Here is an 18,581-nt window from a genome sequence, read left to right as displayed (position 1 = left end):
GAATTTTCACCGTTGTCAAAAACAATGTGGAAAAGGCGGCACCGACGATCGCCTAAAACATTCAAGGAGAATTACTAGATGAGCGTTCAGAACTCCGTAGAGTTCAATATCGATGAAGAATTCGGTATTACCGAAGCTATCGCCGTCCTCGACAACGGGGACTTTGGCACCCGCACGGTACGTTTCGAAACCGGCCAGCTGGCCCGCCAGGCAGATGGTTCCGTAACTACGTACCTCGATGATGACACGATGCTGCTGGCCACCACGACTGCCTCGAACCAGCCGCGCGAGAACTTTGACTTCTTCCCACTTACCGTGGACGTGGAAGAGCGCATGTACGCAGCTGGCAAGATCCCCGGCTCCTTCTTCCGCCGCGAGGGGCGTCCCTCCACCGAGGCCATCTTGGCCTGCCGCCTCATTGACCGCCCGCTGCGCCCCACCTTTGTCAAGGGCCTGCGCAACGAAGTGCAGGTGGTCATCACCGTCCTGTCGCAGGACCCAGAAGAGTACTACGACGTCGTAGCCATCAACGGCGCGTCCGCAGCAACCCAGCTTTCCGGCCTGCCGGTCTCCGGCGCCGTCGGCGGCGTGCGCATGGCGCTTATCGCTGATGACAAGCACCCAGAAGGCCAGTGGGTGGCGTTCCCGAACCACGAGCAGCACGAGCGCGCGCTCCTTGAAATGGTGGTTGCAGGCCGCATCGTTACTAAGGGCCGTAAAGAAGACGTCGCCATCATGATGGTGGAAGCTGGCGCCGGCACCAACGTTGCTGAGCGCATTGCCGATGGCGCCCCGGCACCGCAAGAAGCCGCCGTCGCCGAGGGCCTCGAGGCAGCTAAGCCGTTCATCAAGACCCTGTGTGAGGCCCAGAACGGCCTTGCAGAGCGCACCGCCAAGGAGACCCAGGAGTTCCCGCTCTTCCCGGCTTATGAAGACGATGTCTTCGCCGCCGTGGAAAAGGCTGCTTCCAAGAAGCTGGAGAGTTTGCTGACGATCCCGGGCAAGCAGGAGCGCGACGAGGCTACGAATGCACACATGGAGCAGGTCGAACAAGACCTGCTGCCGCAGTTTGCTGACCTGGAAGAGGCAGTGGCCTCCAAGCAGATTCGCGCTGCGTATAACGAGGTCATGAAGGAGATCGTGCGCCGCAAGATCTTGACCGATGGCTTCCGCATCGATGGCCGCGGGCTGACCGATATCCGCGACCTGTCCGTTGAAGTTGACTTGGTACCACGCGCGCACGGTTCTTCCTTGTTCGAGCGCGGTGAGACGCAGATCCTCGGTGTCACCACCCTGGATATGTTGAAGATGGAGCAGCAGATCGACTCGCTTACTCCTATCGAGTCCAAGCGTTACATGCACCACTACAACTTCCCGCCATTTTCTACCGGTGAGACCGGCCGCGTGGGCTCGCCCAAGCGCCGCGAAATCGGCCACGGTGCGCTCGCCGAGCGCGCCCTGCTTCCGGTCATCCCGTCCCGCGAGGATTTCCCGTATGCCATCCGCCAGGTCTCTGAGGCACTCGGCTCCAATGGTTCCACCTCCATGGGCTCTGTCTGTGCGTCCACCCTGTCCCTCTACAACGCGGGTGTTCCGCTCAAGGCGCCGGTAGTCGGCATCGCCATGGGCCTGGTTTCCGGTGAGGTCAAGGGCAAGGAAAAGTTTGTCGCACTGACCGATATCCTCGGTGCCGAGGACGCCTTCGGTGACATGGACTTCAAGGTTGCGGGTACCTCCGAATTCATTACCGCGCTGCAGCTGGACACGAAGCTGGACGGCATTCCGTCTAAGGTCTTGGCTCAGGCGCTCGAGCAGGCCCGCGATGCCCGCGCAACCATTCTGGAAACCATGGCTGAGGTCATCGATTCCCCAGATGAGATGTCTGGCCTAGCCCCGAAGATCACCTCGGTGAAGATTCCGGTCAACAAGATCGGTGAGCTCATCGGCCCTAAGGGCAAGACCATCAACCAGATCACCGAAGATACCGGTGCTGATGTCTCGATTGAGGACGACGGCACGGTCTACATCTCTGCGGTTACCGGCGAAGCCGCAGACGCTGCGATTGAAAAGGTTAACTCCATTGCCAATCCGCAGTTGCCCAAGGTGGGCGAGCGCTTCCTCGGCACGGTGGTCAAGACCGTTCCATTCGGCGCCTTCGTTTCCTTGACCCCAGGCCGCGATGGATTGATCCACATCTCCAACCTGGGTGGGGACGAGCGCATCGAGAAGGTCGAAGATGTCGTCAACGTTGGCGATAAGGTACAGGTAGAAATCGCGGATATTGATAACCGCGGCAAGATCTCCCTGGTGCCAGTAGAGGACTAATCCCTCAGGCGCCCTTTAGAGCAGTGGCCCTGTTTCCCGAAGATGGTGGGAAACAGGGCCATTTTCTATGCCTTCGCCGTGCTTGAGTTCAGAGGGTCGTTGCAACACTTTCCCTTAGGAGGGTGTTGTTGTGCCTGGAGTTGTTGGCCCGTTTCATTCGTTGTCTGAGTCGGATCGTCGTGGCTTGGTCGCCTTGGTTGGCAGTGGGCGTAGTGTTCGTTCGGCTGCTGGTGAGCTTGGCTGTCATTACGCGCATGCTTTGAATTTTTGTCATGCTCATGGATTGCCAGTCATACATAAAGCCAAACGAGTTGATCGTCGCGGTAGCCAGGCTTTACAGCTTGTAGAACTAGTTAAAGACGGACTTTCGGTACACCAAGCCGCCAAAACATGTGGGATGCATCCCACCGCTGCGTATGCCGTTGCTACAGAAGCTGGGTGCCATATCCGGCTAACGAGGTATGCCCGGAAAGTCCGCCAAACACAGTTAAGGGTGGAATACTTACGCCTTCGGTTGGCGAGCTTGCCTGTTTGTGATGCTGGGACTGCAGTAGGAATTGATCGTCGATTGTCTTTAGACTTCGAAAAAGGTCTCATCAAATCCGGAGGGCCACGTAAAGAGTTCATACCTGTCGGCGAGGATGCCACCACGTATAAAAGACTCATGAAAGCGCTGCGCCAACGCCATGACGTCATCGAATCTGGACGGCTTCGGCCCCCTGCCTTGCCTGTCGGTGTGGATCCGTATAAACGCATCAGTGATCGCTATATTTGCTTTGAAGAACGCGTTATTATCGCCGACCTTCTTCGTGAGCATGTGCCGCTGCGGGAAATCGGGCGCCGTTTAGGGCGAAGTGCTTCGTCAATTCAGCGTGAAGTACGCAGAAACCACAGCGCTGAAGGCCCGTACCGTGCGGAGACCGCCCAGTTAAAGGCTTGTGCGCGTAGGCTGCGGCCGAAAATACCGAAACTGCTAGCCAACAAAAGGTTATGGGACTATGTATGCACACAATTGCGGGCACAATGGTCACCGGAGGAGATTTCCAATCGCCTGCCCATCGACTACCCCACTGATAAGGACATGCGCATTAGTCACGAAACGATTTATGACGCCTTTTATCTACAGTCCAAAGGAAGACTCAAAGACCTCGGCCTGGACTTGCCTACCGGCAGAAAGAAACGCAAGAAACGCCAAACACGCACCACCACACCGGCCCAGCAACGCTTCGTTGACGACATGATCCTCATCGACGACCGGCCAGAAGAGGTTACTGAACGTATTTTGCCAGGCCACTGGGAAGGCGACCTCATCCTTGGTAAAAATAACCAATCAGCGGTGATCACGTTAGTAGAACGCGTTAGCCGATTTGTTGTCCTTGGCCACCTGCCAGGAAGGCATACCAGCAAAGAAGTATTCACAGCCCTGCACAAGGCTGTTGCTGGAATCGATAAAGCTATCTGGTCATCAATTACCTGGGACCAAGGAAGTGAAATGGCTGGCCATAAAGCCTTTACCATGGCCACTGACATTCCCATCTACTTCTGCCATCCAGGATCGCCGTGGGAGAGAGGCAGCAACGAAAACACCAACGGCAGGCTCAGGAGAAACCTTCCCAAAAACAGTGACCTGTCCATCTACAGCGCCGAGGACCTGGAGATGATCGCCAACATTCACAACCACAAACCACGCAAAGCACTCAACTGGCGCACCCCAGCCGAAGTCATGACCAACGCCCTGACACAAACCGGTAGTATCAAACCAAAGTAACCGTCATCGTTGCAACGACCCCTAGAATCCGCCGTGATCACTCAGTTTTGGAAATCAAGCACGAGGCGTTTGGGGTTTTGCAAGAAGGTCACGGAATAGGGCGTTTGCTTCTTTAGCCCGATGACCAACTGCGTCTGTGCCTCGAAGGTGGTGGTGTAGTTGATCTCTTGCACGACACCGGCACCTGGGGTGATGCCAGTATCCATAAACCTTTGTTCTAACTCCGGCGTCGATGGCCACGGGGTGCCCTCGATGCCAAGGTTGAGGAAAGTGGCGCCTTTGACCTCGACCGGAAGCCCCGATGCTTGGTGGGCGGGCTGATCCGTATAGGTAGTAAACCACCCTGCTTCTCCGTCTCCTTCAAGATCAACCACGACGCGGGTAAAAGAGTCATGCGCGGCTACCCGGATCCCGGTGGGAACGAGGCCACCCAGGCCAGGAGGCAGGTGGCGCTGATCCTCGAGGGAGGGCGTGCCCATGCCGCCGAAAGCAGGTTTTGGATCATTGCCCTGCGCTTGTTGCTGATGGTGGCTTAACGGGGCGGTGTCTTCTACCGTCTTGGTTGGGTCATCGGCAGTGGTCGTTGTGGAAGGCTCTGACTTCTTTGCCGAAGACGTGGTCGATTCCGCCGTGGAACTGGTTGAGTCCTCCTGCGTAGCGAATGAGGCATCGGCGGCCTCGTCATCGCTGGGGCTAGCGCAAGCAGCCAGCGAGAGCATGCAGCTCATGCCGGCGCCAGCAGCGATAACGCGGGTGAGAGTAGATCGAGACATTCTGACCACTTCCTAGGTTGTCTACCTTGTTGTCTCTTTCAATTCTACCGGTGCACAAGTGGCCCAACTGGGGAAGTGATGCAATTGTTGTACAAGGGAAACTAGCGAAGGCGTGGCCTAACGCTTCAGCTGGACGAGCTGGATAAGGTTGCCCACGGTATCGTCAAAGACTGCGATAATGGAGGGGCCAACGTCGGTGGGCTCCATGGTAAAGTCCACGCCCTTGTCCTTGAGTTCGGCGTATTCTTTCTCCACATCCTGCGATAAGAATTGGGTGACCGGGATATTATCCGCCTTCAGCGCCTCGGTGTACGTCTTAGCGGCAGGGTGGCCCTTGGGCTCAAGGAGTAGTTCAACGCTGCCATCGCCGTCCGCGTTGGTGACCGTAAGCCACCGGAAATCGCCGTGTGTGACGTCATCTTTTACCCGGAAACCTAGGACATTGACATAGAAATCGTGGGCGCGAGCAACGTCATCTACTGGAACGGACGCAATATAAATCTGCATGACGCCCAGTCTAGCAGTGGTATTTTTGCCGTTCGGACGCCCGCCCGCCCCGGATGGGCGAGCGCGATAGGATGGGAAAGAAACAAAGGTTTAACTCAAAGTTGTTAAGAAAGTGAGGCCCGCAATGGCGATCAAAGTAGGAGTCTTGGGAGCGCAAGGGCGCGTCGGCAAGGCGATTGTTGAAGGCGTTAATGCCGAAGATGACTTAGAGCTCGTAGCGGAAATTAGCCGCGGGGATGACCTGCAGCAATTGGTTGATAATCACGCAGAGGTCATCGTAGATTTCACCCAGCCTGATTCAGTGATGGGGAACCTGGAGTTTTGCATCGCGAACGGCATTCACTGCGTGGTGGGCACCACTGGCTTTGATAAAGAGCGCTTGGACCAGGTGGAGCAGTGGACCCGCCAAGAGGGTGCTGGAAACGTGCTGATCGCACCGAATTTCGCCATCTCTGCCGTGATGACCATGGTGCTTGCCAAGCAGGCAGCGAAGTTCTTCGAGACCGCAGAGGTCGTGGAGTTTCACCACCCCACTAAGCTGGATGCGCCTTCCGGTACCGCCATCCACACCGCAGAGGCCATTGCTCAGGCGCGCCGCGACGCCGACCTGGGGGAGATGCCGGATGCGACGGAAAAGTCCCTCGAGGGCGCGCGCGGTGCGAATGTAGACGGAATCCCCGTGCATGCTGTGCGTACCCGCGGCATGGTGGCCCACGAAGAAGTCATTTTCGGCGCGCAAGGACAATCCCTGACCATCCGCCAGGACTCTTACGATCGTTCCTCCTTTACTCCTGGCGTTTTGGTCGGTGTGCGCGAGATTGCGCAGCACCCGGGATTGGTCGTCGGGCTAGACAAGTACCTGGGGCTGTAACGGTATGGCCACTGCAAGTGAGCTAAATATTCAACTGATTGCCGCTACCGAGTTTCACGCACCACAGGGAACGCAGTGGAGTGCTGATGATACGGCGACGGACGGCGAGGCCCTCGTCGAATTCGCGGGAAGGGCGTGTTATGAGTCCTTTGACAAGCCCAACCCGCGCACCGCTACGAATTCCGCCTACCTGCACCACATTATGGAGGTAGGACATACTGCGTTGTTGGAACACGCCACGGCAACGATGTACATCACGGGGCTATCGCGCTCCGCCAGCCATGAATTGGTGCGCCACCGGCATTTTTCCTTCTCGCAGCTATCCCAGCGCTTCGTGCATCCTAATGAGACGCAAGTAGCGCTGCCTAAGCTGGTGGAAGAAGATGAACAATTGCGCCGATTGGTCATGCAGGCGGTGGACGAAACCCGTTTTGTCTACGATGAGCTGCTAGAAGCCTTGGAAGAAAAGCTGGATGAGCCGAATGCGCTCCTGCGCAAGAAGCAGGCGCGGCAAGCAGCGCGCGCGGTGTTGCCCAATGCAACGGAAACCCGGCTCGTCGTTACCGGTAATTACCGCGCTTGGCGGCACTTCATTGGGGCGCGGGCGGCCGAGCACGCTGATACGGAATTGCGCGAAGTGGCGGTGGAGTGCTTGAAGCATTTGCAGGAGCAAGCACCAGCGCTTTTCGATGACTTCCATATCACCACGTTGGCCGATGGAACGCGGATGGCCACAAGCCCTTACGCTTAACACGCAGCCCCCCGATGCGGCCAAAAGGTGCCCTAGCGGGTAACCTTGACGGCTATGAGCACAGGTATGACAGCAAAGACTGGCGTTGACACCTTCGGTCGCATTGGCGTCGCCATGGTCACTCCGTTTGATCGTGACGGTGCGCTGGACGTAGAAGCGGGTCGCCGCCTGGCAGCTCATCTCGTAGACAACGGCGTGGATTCACTCATCTTGGGTGGAACGACGGGCGAGTCTCCTACCACGTCCTTGGACGAAAAGTTGGAGCTGCTCAAGGCCGTAAAAGAGGAAGTAGGAGACCGCGTCCGGATCTGTGCGGGCGCCGGAACGAATAACACCGCAACCTCGATCGAGGTTGCCCAAGCTTCCGCCGCCGCAGGAGCCGATAGCCTGCTCGTGGTGACTCCGTATTACTCCAAGCCCTCCCAAAAGGGCGTCTATGAGCATTTTGCCGCAGTTGCTGATTCTACGGATCTGCCGATTTGCGTCTATGACATCCCTGGCCGCTCGGGCATCCCAGTGGCGTCGGATACGCTCCGCCGCCTAGCGGAATTGCCGACTATCCAAGCCGTGAAAGACGCCAAGGGCGATCTTTCCGCGGCCGCAGAACTCATCCAAGAAACCGACTTGGCGTGGTACTCCGGTGATGATCCGATTAACCTGCCGTGGCTATCCCTCGGCGCTTCGGGTTTCATCTCCGTCATCGGCCACGCTGCACCTCGTGCCTTGGTAGAACTCTATGAAGCTTTCGATGCGGGCGATTTGGCCCGCGCGCAAGAAATAAATTACTCAACGCTTCTTCCACTGACCCGCGCTCAGGCGCGGTTGGGCGGAGCGACATTTGCAAAGGAAGCTCTGCGCCTGCAGGGCTTTGAAGTTGGCGATCCCCGCCTTCCTGTTACCGCCGCGAGCGAGGAGGAACGCGAGGTACTTCGCCGTGATTTGGAACAATCTGGAGTCCTTTAAGAATGACTGAACCCCGTAACCGTTCCCGCAAGGTCACCCGCAAGGCGGGTCCACCTTCGGAAACTGAGACCGCCTCCAATGAGGCGGCTTCGCCCGTATTTCAGGCCCCTGCCAATAACGCCGGCACTGCCGGAAATGAGGAGCAGGGCAACTCTGGCAAGAATAACTCTGCCGATAATAAGAACGACGGCGATAACAACGGCCGCCGCTCGCGTTCCCGTGGCGGCCGCGGCCGTGGTCGTGGCGGAAACGGCAATAATGGCAATGGCCAAGGTGGCAATAACCACGGTGGCAATGGCCAAGGTGGCAATAACCACGGCGGCAATAACAAGAACAACAACGGTGGCAACGGAAAGAACGGCAATGGCAAGGGCCGTGGCCGCAATAACAATAACCGCGGCCGCCGCAACGTGCCGAAGTCGATGCAGGGCGCTGATTTGACCAAGCGCCTGCCGGAACCGCCAAAGCAGGCGAAGGATACCCTGCGCATCTACGCCTTGGGCGGTATCTCCGAAATCGGCCGCAACATGACCGTCTTTGAGTACGGCGATGAGCTGCTCATCATTGACTGCGGCGTGCTCTTCCCATCGTCTGGCGAGCCTGGCGTGGACCTCATCCTGCCGGACTTCGGGCCGATTGAAAAAAAGATCGACAAGGTCAAGGCCCTCGTGGTCACCCACGCCCACGAAGACCACATCGGTGCCATCCCGTGGCTGCTGAAGCTGCGCCCGGATATCCCCATCGTGGCCTCCCGTTTCACTATCGCGCTCATTGCGGCCAAGTGTAAGGAACACCACCAGAAGCCGAAGTTCGTTGAGGTCAACGAAAAGTCCGATGTGACCTACGGCTGCTTCCGCGTTCGCTTCTGGGCGGTTAACCACTCCGTGCCGGATGCGCTCGGCATCATGCTGGGCACCCCGGCCGGGAATATCATCCACACCGGTGATATCAAGCTGGACCAAACCCCGTTGGATAATCGCCCGACCGACCTTCCGGCGCTGTCTCGTTACGGCGACGAGGGCGTCGACCTAATGCTGTGCGATTCCACCAACGCCACCGTGCCGGGCGTATCCGCCTCCGAGGGCGATATCCCAGCCAACTTCAAACGCTTGGTGGCTAATGCGAAGCAGCGCGTCATCTTGGCTTCCTTCGCCTCGAACGTCTACCGCGTGCAGGCTGCCATCGATGCTGCCGTGGCCAATGGCCGCAAGGTGGCCTTCAATGGCCGCTCGATGATGCGCAATATGGAGATCGCGGAAAAGATGGGCTTTTTGAAGGTCCCTCGCGGCACCATCATCCCCATCGATGAGGCCGCGAAGATGGCCCCGCATAAGACCATGCTCATTACCACCGGTACGCAAGGTGAGCCAATGGCTGCGCTGTCCCGCATGGCCCGCCGCGAGCACCGCCAGATTACGGTGCGCGATGGCGATACCATCATCTTCTCTTCCTCGCTCATCCCGGGCAACGAAGAGGCCGTCTTCGGCGTTATCAATATGCTGTCCCAGATTGGTGCCAACGTCATCACCAACCAGGACGTCAAGGTCCACGCATCTGGCCACGGCTACTCCGGCGAGCTGCTCTTCCTGTACAACGCGGCGCGCCCGCGCAATGCCATGCCGGTCCACGGTGAGTGGCGCCACCTGCGCGCCAATAAGGAATTGGCGATTTCCACCGGCGTGGCCCGCGACCGGACGGTCTTGGCGCAAAACGGCGTTGTGGTGGATCTGCGCAAGGGCCGCGCGGAGGTCGTCGGGCAGCTGCAGGTTGGCCACCTCTACGTCGATGGCGTGTCCATGGGCGATGTCGATGCCGATACCTTGGCAGACCGCACCAACTTGGGCGCCGGCGGCGTGGTATCCATTACCTGCGTGATTGATAACCGCACTTCCCGCCTGCTCGAGCACCCAACCGTGGCAACCACCGGTTTCTCCGATGATGACCGCGGTGTTGTGCCCGAGGTTGCGGAGATGGTGGAAAACACCATGAATGATCTCGCCGCAGAGGGCGAGAATGACACCTACCGGATGGTGCAAAAGCTGCGCCGCAAGGTCTCCAAGCTCATGGATTCCAAGTACAAGCGCGAGCCGGTCATTTTGCCCACCATCGTGCCGACGAATTCAGGCACGCTGCTTGCTGATGACGCCGATGTCGACGCCAGCCGCGAGTCCCTGTAGGTTCTGCTACAAAAGGATTTAATTCCGGCATAGTTTCTGTGCCCCAGCATTTCGATGACCTCGGTATGCTGGGGCACATGTCGTTTTCATCTTCCGAACGCGCCAAGATGGTCGCGCTTTTTCATCAGCTAGGTCCAGACGCCCCCACGCTGTGTGAGGGCTGGACCACGCGCGACTTAGTTGCCCACCTGTGGGTGCGCGAAAACCGTCCCGATGCCGCAGCGGGCATGTTCCTTTCGGTCCTGCAGCCCCACCTAGAAAAGGAATCCGCTAAGGTCGCCCGCCGCGATTTCGATGAGCTTGTCGATGCCTGGGGGAGGGGACCAGCAAAGTTTAACCCCGCACGTTTTCTCGATGCCCAGCAAAATTTGGGCGAACATTTCATCCACCACGAGGATATCCGCCGCGCCAATGGCCAGACCGAACCCCGTGATTTTTCTGTGGCCGTGCAGAAGAAGCTGCACCGTTTTTTGAAGATCTGGGCCAAATTGAGCCTGCGTAAATCCACCCAGCCGGTGATCCTGCAGCCGGACGGGATGCAGCGCATCGTCGTGGCAGATAAGCACGGGGTAGCCGATCGCGGCGATCGCGTGGTCCGCGTAAGCGGGGAGGTTGGCGAACTCCTCCTGTGGGCATACGGGCGCGATGTCGTACAAGTCACCATCAATGGCGACGAGTCAGCCATCAAGATGTCAACCCTGTAGGCTAGAAAAAGCCGCTTTTGTGGCCCGTGCTGCACCTTTTTAGCCCGAACTCGGGACATTTCTCGGTTAACTAGCTCTGCCACGCGTGTGGCGTATGTGATTTGTGGGGTTTTCCGGTTAAGGTAAATGACATGTCTGTCAAAAATGCCTCCTCTCGCGGATCGCGCCGGAACCAGACGCGAGCATCAAAAAGCGCGCCTGGCCGGAAAGCGAACCGGTCGCGGCCGTCTGGCCGCAGCCAGTCCAGCGCCGGTGTGCCAGAGACGCTGGAGATGACCTCGTCTGGGCGCGCGGCAGGAACGACGCAAGAGCGTACGGGGAGTGCATTTAGGGCCGTCGGCAAGGGGCTTGGCTCTGCATTTGGTGCCACCGCGCGCGGAATGGGCAATGTTGCCCGCGGCCTAGGCAATGGCCTTGCGGGCTTAAAACCGAGCCAAGATGCACTTGCAGATGGCACGGAGGATTTCGAGAGAACAAGGGAGCCACAGGAAATTTCTGATAGCGCCGGGAAAAAGAAGAAAAGTAAGGTAACTCGCGCGCGCGATATCGCAGCCGAGGAGGAGGCACAGGCTGCCGAGGAGGCGGCGACTCCTTCTCAGGGCGGGTTGCGAGTCAATAATCCGGATGCGGTTGCCCTGGTGCTCATCGGCGTAGCCATCGTCCTCGCCGCCACCGTATGGTTCGGCGTCGCCGGCCAGGTGGGCGCCTGGGTGGGCAACCTGGTGCGCTACGTCATCGGCGCCGGTGCCTGGGTGCTTCCCATTGCGCTCGTCGCGCTGGCCATCTCGCTCATGATGGAAATGGACGGTCCATCCGGGCGCATTAATCCGCGCATTGCAGGTGGCACGTCGATCATCGTGCTGGCGATGCTGAGCCTCATCCACATCTTTGCCGGTAATCCGCCGCTCGGATTTACCACCGATACAGCGGGCGGGGCCGGCGGTGTCGTTGGCTTTGCCATCGGCGGGATTCTGGATGCCGCGTTTACCTCGTATGTTGCAGTACCCCTGCTCTTCCTCGTCATCATTTACGGCGCGCTGCTGGTTACCGGAATCACCATCCGCGAGGCCTACGAGCTCGTGGCGGATTCGCTGCGTTCGGCCTTGTCCCGCTTTGGCGGCAGCGAGGCGGACTACGACGAGGCCGACGATGACGATCTCTACGGCCACGTGTCTGGCGATATCGACGATATTGCACATGGCCGCGAGCGCTCCGAGCGTCCTGCGCCGAAGCGTCGCGGCACGTCCGCCCTGCGCAAGACCGGCAGCTCTTATCCGGTGCAGTCGCTTGACGATGCCCCCGCAGACGACCACACCGTCGCCTTCAACACCCCAGTCCGTGCGGGTTATGAGCCCGTAGACCGCAGCGACGAAGAACTGGGCTATGGTGCAGATTCCCGCATGGGGGATACCGATGCCTTCCCGGCAGTAGACGATGCTGACTACGCTGACGACGCGGAATCCGCCCAACCTGCGCTGCCAGAAAGCGAGCCCACCCGCGTCTTGGGTTCTGCCACTGGCGGGTCTTCTACCGGCCGCAAGTCGCGGGCTGGCCGAGCGGCTGGTGCTGGGGCCGCTGGAGTCGCTGGGCCTGCTGGCGCCGGTGCTGCCGCTGCTTCTGGTGTGGCTGGTGCCGCAGGTGCAGCCGGCAAGGCCAAAGGCGCTGCTGCCGGTGCCGCTGCCGCTGGTGCTGTCAAGGCCGGTTCCGATGCTGTGTCTTCGGCGCACGAGGAAGCCCGGCGCCTATTCCGCGAGCGCTCTGGGCGCGATGCGGCCACCGGCGCAAAGGTGGAATCCACCGCGGCGGCGGAACAGCCTGCCACACAGCCCCAAGCGCCCGCGCCTGCGCAATTTGGCAACGACAACTATGCGGTGCCCTCTACCGATCTGCTAACCCCAGGCACGCCTGCGAAGGAACGCACCGAGATCAATGACCGCATCATCGAGGCCATTACCGATGTCTTCGAAGAGTTCAACGTCAATGCTCAGGTAACTGGCTTTAGCCGTGGCCCCACGGTGACCCGCTATGAGATTGAGCTTGGACCAGGCGTTAAGGTTTCGAAGATTACGAACCTGCAATCCAACCTGGCCTATGCCGTGGCTACCGATAACCTGCGCTTGCTCACCCCGATTCCGGGCAAGTCCGCAGTGGGTATTGAGGTTCCTAACCCAGACCGCGAAATGGTCCACCTGCGCGAGGTCTTGGATGCGCCCAGCATGACGTCGTCCCCGGATCCAATGTTGATTGGCCTGGGCAAGGACATCGAGGGCGAATACACGTCCTTTTCCGTGCAGAAGATGCCGCACTTGCTGGTTGCCGGCGCCACCGGTTCCGGTAAGTCTGCATTCGTGAACTCCATGCTGGTCTCGCTGCTTACCCGCGCCACCCCGGAGCAGGTACGCCTGATCCTCGTCGATCCAAAGATGGTGGAGCTCACGCCGTATGAGGGCATTCCGCACCTGATTACGCCCATCATTACCCAGCCGAAGAAGGCCGCCGCGGCCCTCCAGTGGCTGGTGGAAGAGATGGAGCAGCGGTACATGGATATGAAGGCCGCGCGCGTGCGCAAGATCGAGGACTATAACCGCAAGGTTGTCTCCGGCGAATACCAGGCCCCGGCAGGTTCCGAGCGCGAGGTTCGGCCGTACCCTTATATCGTCTGCGTCGTCGACGAGTTGGCGGACTTGATGATGACCGCCCCGAAGGAAATCGAGGACTCCATCGTCCGCATCACCCAGAAGGCCCGCGCCGCCGGCATTCACTTGGTGCTTGCTACTCAGCGCCCGTCCGTCGATGTGGTCACCGGCCTTATCAAGACCAACGTGCCTTCCCGCTTGGCCTTTGCCACCTCGTCCTTGACCGACTCCCGTGTCATCTTGGACCAAGGCGGCGCGGAAAAGCTCATCGGCATGGGCGATGGTCTATTTATCCCGCAGGGCAAGCGCCCAGTGCGCATGCAGGGTGCATTCGTCTCCGATGACGAGGTCATGGATGTCGTCGAGGCCGCTAAATCTCAGGCCGCCCCGAACTACACCGAGGGCGTGACCGAGGAAAAGCAGTCTGAGGCGAAGAAGGAGATCGACGATGACATCGGCAAGGACATGGATGACCTCCTCGAGGCCGTCGAGCTGGTGGTCACCGCCCAGCTGGGTTCCACCTCGATGCTGCAGCGCAAGCTACGCATCGGCTTTGCCAAGGCCGGCCGCCTGATGGACCTGATGGAATCGCGCGGCGTCGTCGGGCCATCGGAAGGCTCCAAGGCGCGCGAGGTGCTGGTGAAGCCGGAAGAGCTCGACACCATCCTGTGGATGATTAAGGGCGCCGACCCTGCCGATGCCCCCAAGGAAATCCAGGACGAGATGAACCAGGAAGAAGACGATGATGCCGGTGATTCCGCAGATTCCGCTCTTTCCGATGCCCCCGATGCGCCCGATTCCGATACGCGGACGGTGCAAGCGACCTATAACCCATCGTCCGGGGCCTTCTAAGTAGTGTAAGATGGTCACGGTCTTGGAGGGGAGTACCCCACATTCGGCATAGATCGTCAACACGGTAGCTGTGCGCTCCCGGTCGTGTCGGCCCAGCGAGGAATATCCGCTGGGCGGGGGAGACCTCCGGTCACTTTCTTAAAGTAAATTCGACCGGAGGGATCTCGCGATGAACGTCCCATTGTGGGTGTGGCTGGTCACCGGTGCGGTGATTTTAGCCTTTTTTATATTCGACTTTTATTCTCACGTGCGCAGTCCACATGAGCCCACCCTGAAAGAGTCGGGCCTGTGGACCCTTTTCTATATTTGCGTCGCCGTAGTTTTTGGCGGCGTCGTGTGGGCCGTGTGGGGCCACGAGCACGGCATCCAATTCTTTACCGGTTATGTCACAGAGCAGGCGCTTTCCGTGGATAACCTCTTCGTATTTGCGCTTATCATGGGCTCCTTTAAAATCCCGCGCAAATACCAGCAAAAGGTGCTGCTCATCGGCATCATCATCGCCCTCGTCTTCCGCCTCGTATTCATCCTGTTGGGCGCGGCGGTTATCGCGGCGTGGTCCGATATCTTCTACCTCTTTGCCATCTTCCTGCTCTACACCGCCATCAAGTTGGTCATCGATGAGATTCGGGACGCGCCGGAGACCAACCCGAACGATATGGCCATCATCAAGCTCGTGCGCAAGGCGGTAGATGTTACCCCGCAGTACCACGGGGATAAGCTCACCCACCGCGTGGACGATGGCTCTAAGAAGGGCAAGTTCGCCTTCACGCCGCTATTCGTCGCGCTGGTATCCATTGGGCTTATCGATGTCATGTTTGCCTTCGACTCCATCCCGGCAATCTACGGCATTACCTCAGAGGCGTTTTTGGTCTTTACCACCAACGCATTCGCGCTGATGGGCCTGCGTCAAATGTACTTTCTTATCGATGGCCTCTTGGACCGCCTCGTCTACCTGCCTTATGGCCTGGGCATCATCTTGGGCTTCATCGGCGTCAAGCTGCTCTTCCACGCGTTGCACGAGAATAACCTGCCGTTTATCAATGGCGGCGACAACATTGAATCCGTGCCAGAAATCTCCACGATCGGCTCGCTGGTGGTTATCGTTGGAGTCTTGGTCATCACGGTTCTTGCATCGGTTATCAAGAACATGCGCGATAAAACCCAAGGCGTAGTGGCTGTATCCCACAACCACTACGACTGGGACGAGGAAGGAAATAAGATCGTGCGCAATACGCGCGGCGATTACCTGGGCAGGGCCGAGGATCTGTCCAAGGAAGACCTACCCAACTAGGGGGAGAGCCTAGAAGCGGGCTTTAACCGGATTCCACTCGCGGAAGCTGCGGCCCTGGAGGCAGCCTTCTTGATAGAAGGGATCATCGTTCATCAGGTGGATGACATCGGCTACCTCGGTGTCATCATCGTCAAAGCGCACAATGATGAGCGCGCCTCCTTGGGAATCCGTGAACGGTCCCGAGGCCACGATGGTGCCCTCATCAAATAGTTTTCCGGTGAATTCGCGGTGGGCCGGGCGAACCTTCGCTATCTCTGGGTTGGCCGGGTTGTATTCATAATTGACTGCAAAATATTTCATACCGGACAGTATAAATTCTCGGGGGAGTGTGCCGCGAGACCATTACCCAAGCGGGTAGTATGTATAGGGTGAATCAACCCGGAGCACAGTCAGCGCAGTCCTCGGAAGTGAATCCGCAGGTCTCTAATTGGAATCTGCCAAATTTCCTCACCTGCCTGCGTATCGTTTTCATTCCGGTCTTTGCATGGCTGGTCATCGGCGGCCATCAGTGGTGGTCGTTCGGCGTCTTCGCCGCCTTAATGCTCACGGATAAGCTCGATGGCGATATTGCCCGCGCCCGCGGGTTGATTACCGATTTTGGCAAGATTGCCGACCCCATTGCTGATAAAGCGCTCATGACCACAGCGCTTGTCTGCCTCAATATCGTCGATCAGCTTTCGGTCTGGGTCACCGTCATTATTCTGATCCGGGAATTTGGCATCACCATCTGGCGCATGGCCTTGCTGCGCCGCGGAAAAGTTGTCCCAGCCTCTAAAGGCGGCAAGCTAAAGACCGTCCTGCAGTCCTTCGCCGTGGGTCTATATTTGTGGCCGCTTCCCTCGTGGATGGATATTCCTACCTCCTTCATCATGTGGATGGCCGTCGTTGTAACGGTCATTACCGGCGTGCAGTATCTCATCGATGGACAAAAGCAAAATAGCTAAACGCAATGACCTTCACAGAATCTGACCTCGTTGCCCTATTGACAGAGCGCCACGAGACCGTGGCCTTGTGCGAATCGCTGACTGCCGGCTTAGCCAGCGCTACTATCGCTTCGGTGCCAGGCGCGTCTGCCGTCTTGCGCGGTGGCCTTATCACCTATGCCACCGAGGTGAAATCTCACTTTCTGGACAAACCAGTCTCAGAGATCGAGCGCGTAGGCGTCGTCTCTGGCGAAACTGCAGTTGATATGGCTCGCGCCGCTGCTGCGGAAACCGGGGCGGATTGGGGTTTAGGGCTTACCGGCGTCGCTGGGCCCGATAAACAAGAAGGAAAAGAACCCGGCACGGTATTTTTAGGAATCTATTCCGCCGGGCGCATAGCGCAGTCTTTTTGCTTGCGTGACTTGGGCACTGAACGAAACCAAATTAGAAAGGCCACGGTAGGAGCTGCGATCGCCCAACTTGGTGCGATCATCAAAAATTTTCCTACCAGTGGGGAACAAATTTCATCGAAGGAGCGTTAAAACTTACGATGAACATTTCTACAGCAGTCCTCGACCACTCGGCGCAGACTGCCGCGGAACCTGCGGCAGCGGCACCATCGGCGCCACAACCTGCCCGTGCCCCCGAGCCACTATTGCGTGAAGCATTGGGCTTGACTCTGCGCGCATTCCGCGCGGATAAGTCAGTTACCCTGCGTGAATTGGCTAGCGTTGCCCGCGTGTCACCGGGCTACTTGTCGGAGCTCGAGCGAGGCCGCAAGGAAGTTTCTTCTGAGCTATTGGCCTCCGTGTGCCATGCGCTCGACGCGTCTGTGTCTGACGTCTTGATCGAGGCTGCCGGTTATATGGCTCTGCCGTCGATGGATGAAGAGCTCGCGCATACCGCGCCGGCTGCTTCTGAGCTTTAACGCGTGCGGGATTCTGAAAAGAATAGCCGCGGTGGATACCTGCGATTAGTAGCGGCAGAGCCCTAGGCGTTGGGTTACTATGAACACGACAACGCGACGCATTACCACATTCCCTAGAAAGGTCTAGAGCATAATGGCGAATCCATTTGTTAAGGGTTGGAAGTACCTGATGGCACTGTTCGATAATAAAATCGAAGAGAATGCCGATCCGAAAATTCAGATTGAGCAGGCCATCGAAGATGCCCAACGTCAGCACCAAGAGCTTTCGCAGCAAGCTGCGGCGGTTATTGGCAATCAGCGCCAGCTGGAGATGCAACTTAACCGTCGCCTAGCCGAGGTCGAAAAGCTGCAGGGCAATACCCGCCAGGCGCTCGAGCTTGCCGATAAGGCACGCGCCAACGGCGATGAGAGCAAGGCCGTGGAGTACGAGAACGCCGCCGAGGCCTTTGCCGCTCAGCTGGTGACCGCAGAGGAGTCCGTGGAGGACACGAAGAAGCTCCATGACCAGGCATTGCAACAGGCTGAGCAGGCCAAGCGCGCCGTAGAACGCAATAATGCCGCCCTGCGCCAGAAGGTTGATGAGCGTTCGAAGCTGCTATCGCAGCTGGAGCAGGCAAAGATGCAGGAGAAGGTTTCCGAGTCTTTGAACTCCATGAACGAGCTCTCGGCCGGCGGCAACACGCCTTCGCTCGATGCCGTGCGCGATAAGATTGAGCGCCGTTACTCTAAGGCTCTGGGGCAGGCGGAGCTGGCGGAAAATTCCGTCGAAAACCGTATGGCCGAGGTGCAGCAGGCGGGTATCCAGATGGCCGGCCACTCCCGCTTGGAGCAGATCCGTAGCGAGATGAACTCCACGAAGTCCGTAGAAGCTAACCGCACTCAGGCCATCGAGGGCAATAAGGCCTCTGGTTCCGCTGCGGATCAGGCAGCGCAGCCGACCGCGAATGATGACGCCGTCCAGGCTCGCCTGCGCGAGCTGCGCGGAGAGTAACTTCGTCATCCCGGGCTTGCTATAGCGCAAACTGCACACTAGCCTCCGATCTTTCCTTTCCCGTTTCGAGCGGTGGGGGAAGGCGGAGGCTTTTTGGTGCTAGTTGGGCATGTGCCTAAGT

16 protein-coding genes are annotated in these 18,581 nt (G+C 58.5%); 13 read left to right on the top strand and 3 right to left on the bottom strand.

Annotation, left to right across the window (positions count from 1 at the left end; genetic code table 11):
• Window positions 1-78 precede the first annotated feature (78 nt).
• Complete coding sequence (locus ACP8IT_RS07515) at window positions 79-2,325, top strand: polyribonucleotide nucleotidyltransferase (RefSeq protein WP_490289839.1); 2,247 nt, start codon at window positions 79-81, stop codon at window positions 2,323-2,325.
• Between the two features lie 568 nt (window positions 2,326-2,893).
• Entirely contained in the window at window positions 2,894-4,093 is a 1,200-nt protein-coding gene (locus tag ACP8IT_RS07510; protein WP_490289838.1) for an IS30 family transposase, read from the top strand.
• Between the two features lie 41 nt (window positions 4,094-4,134).
• On the opposite strand, the gene ACP8IT_RS07505 is transcribed toward ACP8IT_RS07510, so the two are convergent.
• Both ACP8IT_RS07505 and ACP8IT_RS07500 read right to left on the bottom strand, forming a co-directional pair.
• Complete coding sequence (locus ACP8IT_RS07505) at window positions 4,135-4,866, bottom strand: AMIN-like domain-containing (lipo)protein (RefSeq protein WP_302525739.1); 732 nt, start codon at window positions 4,864-4,866, stop codon at window positions 4,135-4,137.
• A 117-nt stretch (window positions 4,867-4,983) separates the two neighbouring features.
• Complete coding sequence (locus ACP8IT_RS07500; RefSeq protein ID WP_474896495.1) at window positions 4,984-5,373, bottom strand: VOC family protein; 390 nt, start codon at window positions 5,371-5,373, stop codon at window positions 4,984-4,986.
• Window positions 5,374-5,497: 124 nt separating this feature from the next.
• On the opposite strand from ACP8IT_RS07500, the gene dapB reads away from it, so the two are divergent.
• From dapB to ACP8IT_RS07465, 7 genes are all read left to right on the top strand, one after another.
• Entirely contained in the window at window positions 5,498-6,244 is a 747-nt protein-coding gene (gene dapB / locus ACP8IT_RS07495) for a 4-hydroxy-tetrahydrodipicolinate reductase (RefSeq protein WP_005278809.1), read from the top strand.
• A gap of 4 nt (window positions 6,245-6,248) precedes the next feature.
• On the top strand, window positions 6,249-6,995 hold the full coding sequence (thyX, locus tag ACP8IT_RS07490) for an FAD-dependent thymidylate synthase (protein ID WP_490289837.1): 747 nt from the start codon (window positions 6,249-6,251) through the stop codon (window positions 6,993-6,995).
• A 54-nt stretch (window positions 6,996-7,049) separates the two neighbouring features.
• On the top strand, window positions 7,050-7,958 hold the full coding sequence (gene dapA / locus ACP8IT_RS07485) for a 4-hydroxy-tetrahydrodipicolinate synthase (RefSeq protein ID WP_034654087.1): 909 nt from the start codon (window positions 7,050-7,052) through the stop codon (window positions 7,956-7,958).
• Between the two features lie 2 nt (window positions 7,959-7,960).
• A complete protein-coding gene (locus ACP8IT_RS07480; protein WP_490289836.1) occupies window positions 7,961-10,135 on the top strand; it encodes a ribonuclease J in 2,175 nt (724 codons plus the stop codon).
• Window positions 10,136-10,200: 65 nt separating this feature from the next.
• Complete coding sequence (locus ACP8IT_RS07475; RefSeq protein WP_005278818.1) at window positions 10,201-10,839, top strand: TIGR03085 family metal-binding protein; 639 nt, start codon at window positions 10,201-10,203, stop codon at window positions 10,837-10,839.
• Window positions 10,840-11,111: 272 nt separating this feature from the next.
• A complete protein-coding gene (locus tag ACP8IT_RS07470) occupies window positions 11,112-14,327 on the top strand; it encodes an FtsK/SpoIIIE family DNA translocase (protein WP_490290599.1) in 3,216 nt (1,071 codons plus the stop codon).
• A 169-nt stretch (window positions 14,328-14,496) separates the two neighbouring features.
• Window positions 14,497-15,618, top strand: coding sequence for a TerC family protein (locus tag ACP8IT_RS07465; protein WP_126319249.1), 1,122 nt, complete (start codon window positions 14,497-14,499; stop codon window positions 15,616-15,618).
• Between the two features lie 9 nt (window positions 15,619-15,627).
• Here the strand turns inward: ACP8IT_RS07465 and ACP8IT_RS07460 are convergent, their stop codons facing one another.
• Complete coding sequence (locus tag ACP8IT_RS07460; protein WP_490289835.1) at window positions 15,628-15,918, bottom strand: YciI family protein; 291 nt, start codon at window positions 15,916-15,918, stop codon at window positions 15,628-15,630.
• 59 nt (window positions 15,919-15,977) lie between these two features.
• On the opposite strand from ACP8IT_RS07460, the gene pgsA reads away from it, so the two are divergent.
• From pgsA to ACP8IT_RS07440, 4 genes are all read left to right on the top strand, one after another.
• Window positions 15,978-16,562, top strand: a complete 585-nt coding sequence (pgsA, locus tag ACP8IT_RS07455; protein WP_023017340.1) for a CDP-diacylglycerol--glycerol-3-phosphate 3-phosphatidyltransferase — start codon at window positions 15,978-15,980, stop codon at window positions 16,560-16,562.
• A gap of 5 nt (window positions 16,563-16,567) precedes the next feature.
• On the top strand, window positions 16,568-17,083 hold the full coding sequence (locus tag ACP8IT_RS07450; protein ID WP_490289834.1) for a nicotinamide-nucleotide amidohydrolase family protein: 516 nt from the start codon (window positions 16,568-16,570) through the stop codon (window positions 17,081-17,083).
• Between the two features lie 8 nt (window positions 17,084-17,091).
• Window positions 17,092-17,469 (top strand): helix-turn-helix domain-containing protein, encoded by a 378-nt coding sequence (locus ACP8IT_RS07445; RefSeq protein ID WP_005278839.1) that lies wholly within the window; start codon window positions 17,092-17,094, stop codon window positions 17,467-17,469.
• Between the two features lie 133 nt (window positions 17,470-17,602).
• On the top strand, window positions 17,603-18,460 hold the full coding sequence (locus ACP8IT_RS07440) for a PspA/IM30 family protein (protein ID WP_023017343.1): 858 nt from the start codon (window positions 17,603-17,605) through the stop codon (window positions 18,458-18,460).
• Window positions 18,461-18,581 lie beyond the last annotated feature (121 nt).

It is taken from the genome of Corynebacterium sp. LaCa_23 (assembly GCF_058182375.1).
The sequence above is the reverse complement of the archived record's forward strand: the minus strand, read 5'-3'. Positions and strand labels throughout refer to the sequence as shown.

What these genes read in the sequence shown, in the direction of transcription:
- ACP8IT_RS07480 (WP_490289836.1), top strand. Translation starts at nt 7,961, where the DNA reads ATGACTGAACCCCGTAACCGTTCCCGCAAGGTCACCCGCAAGGCGGGT.
- ACP8IT_RS07465 (WP_126319249.1), top strand. Translation starts at nt 14,497, where the DNA reads ATGAACGTCCCATTGTGGGTGTGGCTGGTCACCGGTGCGGTGATTTTA.
- ACP8IT_RS07440 (WP_023017343.1), top strand. Translation starts at nt 17,603, where the DNA reads ATGGCGAATCCATTTGTTAAGGGTTGGAAGTACCTGATGGCACTGTTC.
- thyX (WP_490289837.1), top strand. Translation starts at nt 6,249, where the DNA reads ATGGCCACTGCAAGTGAGCTAAATATTCAACTGATTGCCGCTACCGAG.
- ACP8IT_RS07500 (WP_474896495.1), bottom strand. Translation starts at nt 5,373, where the DNA reads ATGCAGATTTATATTGCGTCCGTTCCAGTAGATGACGTTGCTCGCGCC.
- ACP8IT_RS07505 (WP_302525739.1), bottom strand. Translation starts at nt 4,866, where the DNA reads ATGTCTCGATCTACTCTCACCCGCGTTATCGCTGCTGGCGCCGGCATG.
- ACP8IT_RS07450 (WP_490289834.1), top strand. Translation starts at nt 16,568, where the DNA reads ATGACCTTCACAGAATCTGACCTCGTTGCCCTATTGACAGAGCGCCAC.
- ACP8IT_RS07445 (WP_005278839.1), top strand. Translation starts at nt 17,092, where the DNA reads ATGAACATTTCTACAGCAGTCCTCGACCACTCGGCGCAGACTGCCGCG.
- ACP8IT_RS07515 (WP_490289839.1), top strand. Translation starts at nt 79, where the DNA reads ATGAGCGTTCAGAACTCCGTAGAGTTCAATATCGATGAAGAATTCGGT.
- ACP8IT_RS07460 (WP_490289835.1), bottom strand. Translation starts at nt 15,918, where the DNA reads ATGAAATATTTTGCAGTCAATTATGAATACAACCCGGCCAACCCAGAG.
- ACP8IT_RS07475 (WP_005278818.1), top strand. Translation starts at nt 10,201, where the DNA reads ATGCTGGGGCACATGTCGTTTTCATCTTCCGAACGCGCCAAGATGGTC.
- pgsA (WP_023017340.1), top strand. Translation starts at nt 15,978, where the DNA reads ATGTATAGGGTGAATCAACCCGGAGCACAGTCAGCGCAGTCCTCGGAA.
- dapA (WP_034654087.1), top strand. Translation starts at nt 7,050, where the DNA reads ATGAGCACAGGTATGACAGCAAAGACTGGCGTTGACACCTTCGGTCGC.
- dapB (WP_005278809.1), top strand. Translation starts at nt 5,498, where the DNA reads ATGGCGATCAAAGTAGGAGTCTTGGGAGCGCAAGGGCGCGTCGGCAAG.
- ACP8IT_RS07470 (WP_490290599.1), top strand. Translation starts at nt 11,112, where the DNA reads ATGACCTCGTCTGGGCGCGCGGCAGGAACGACGCAAGAGCGTACGGGG.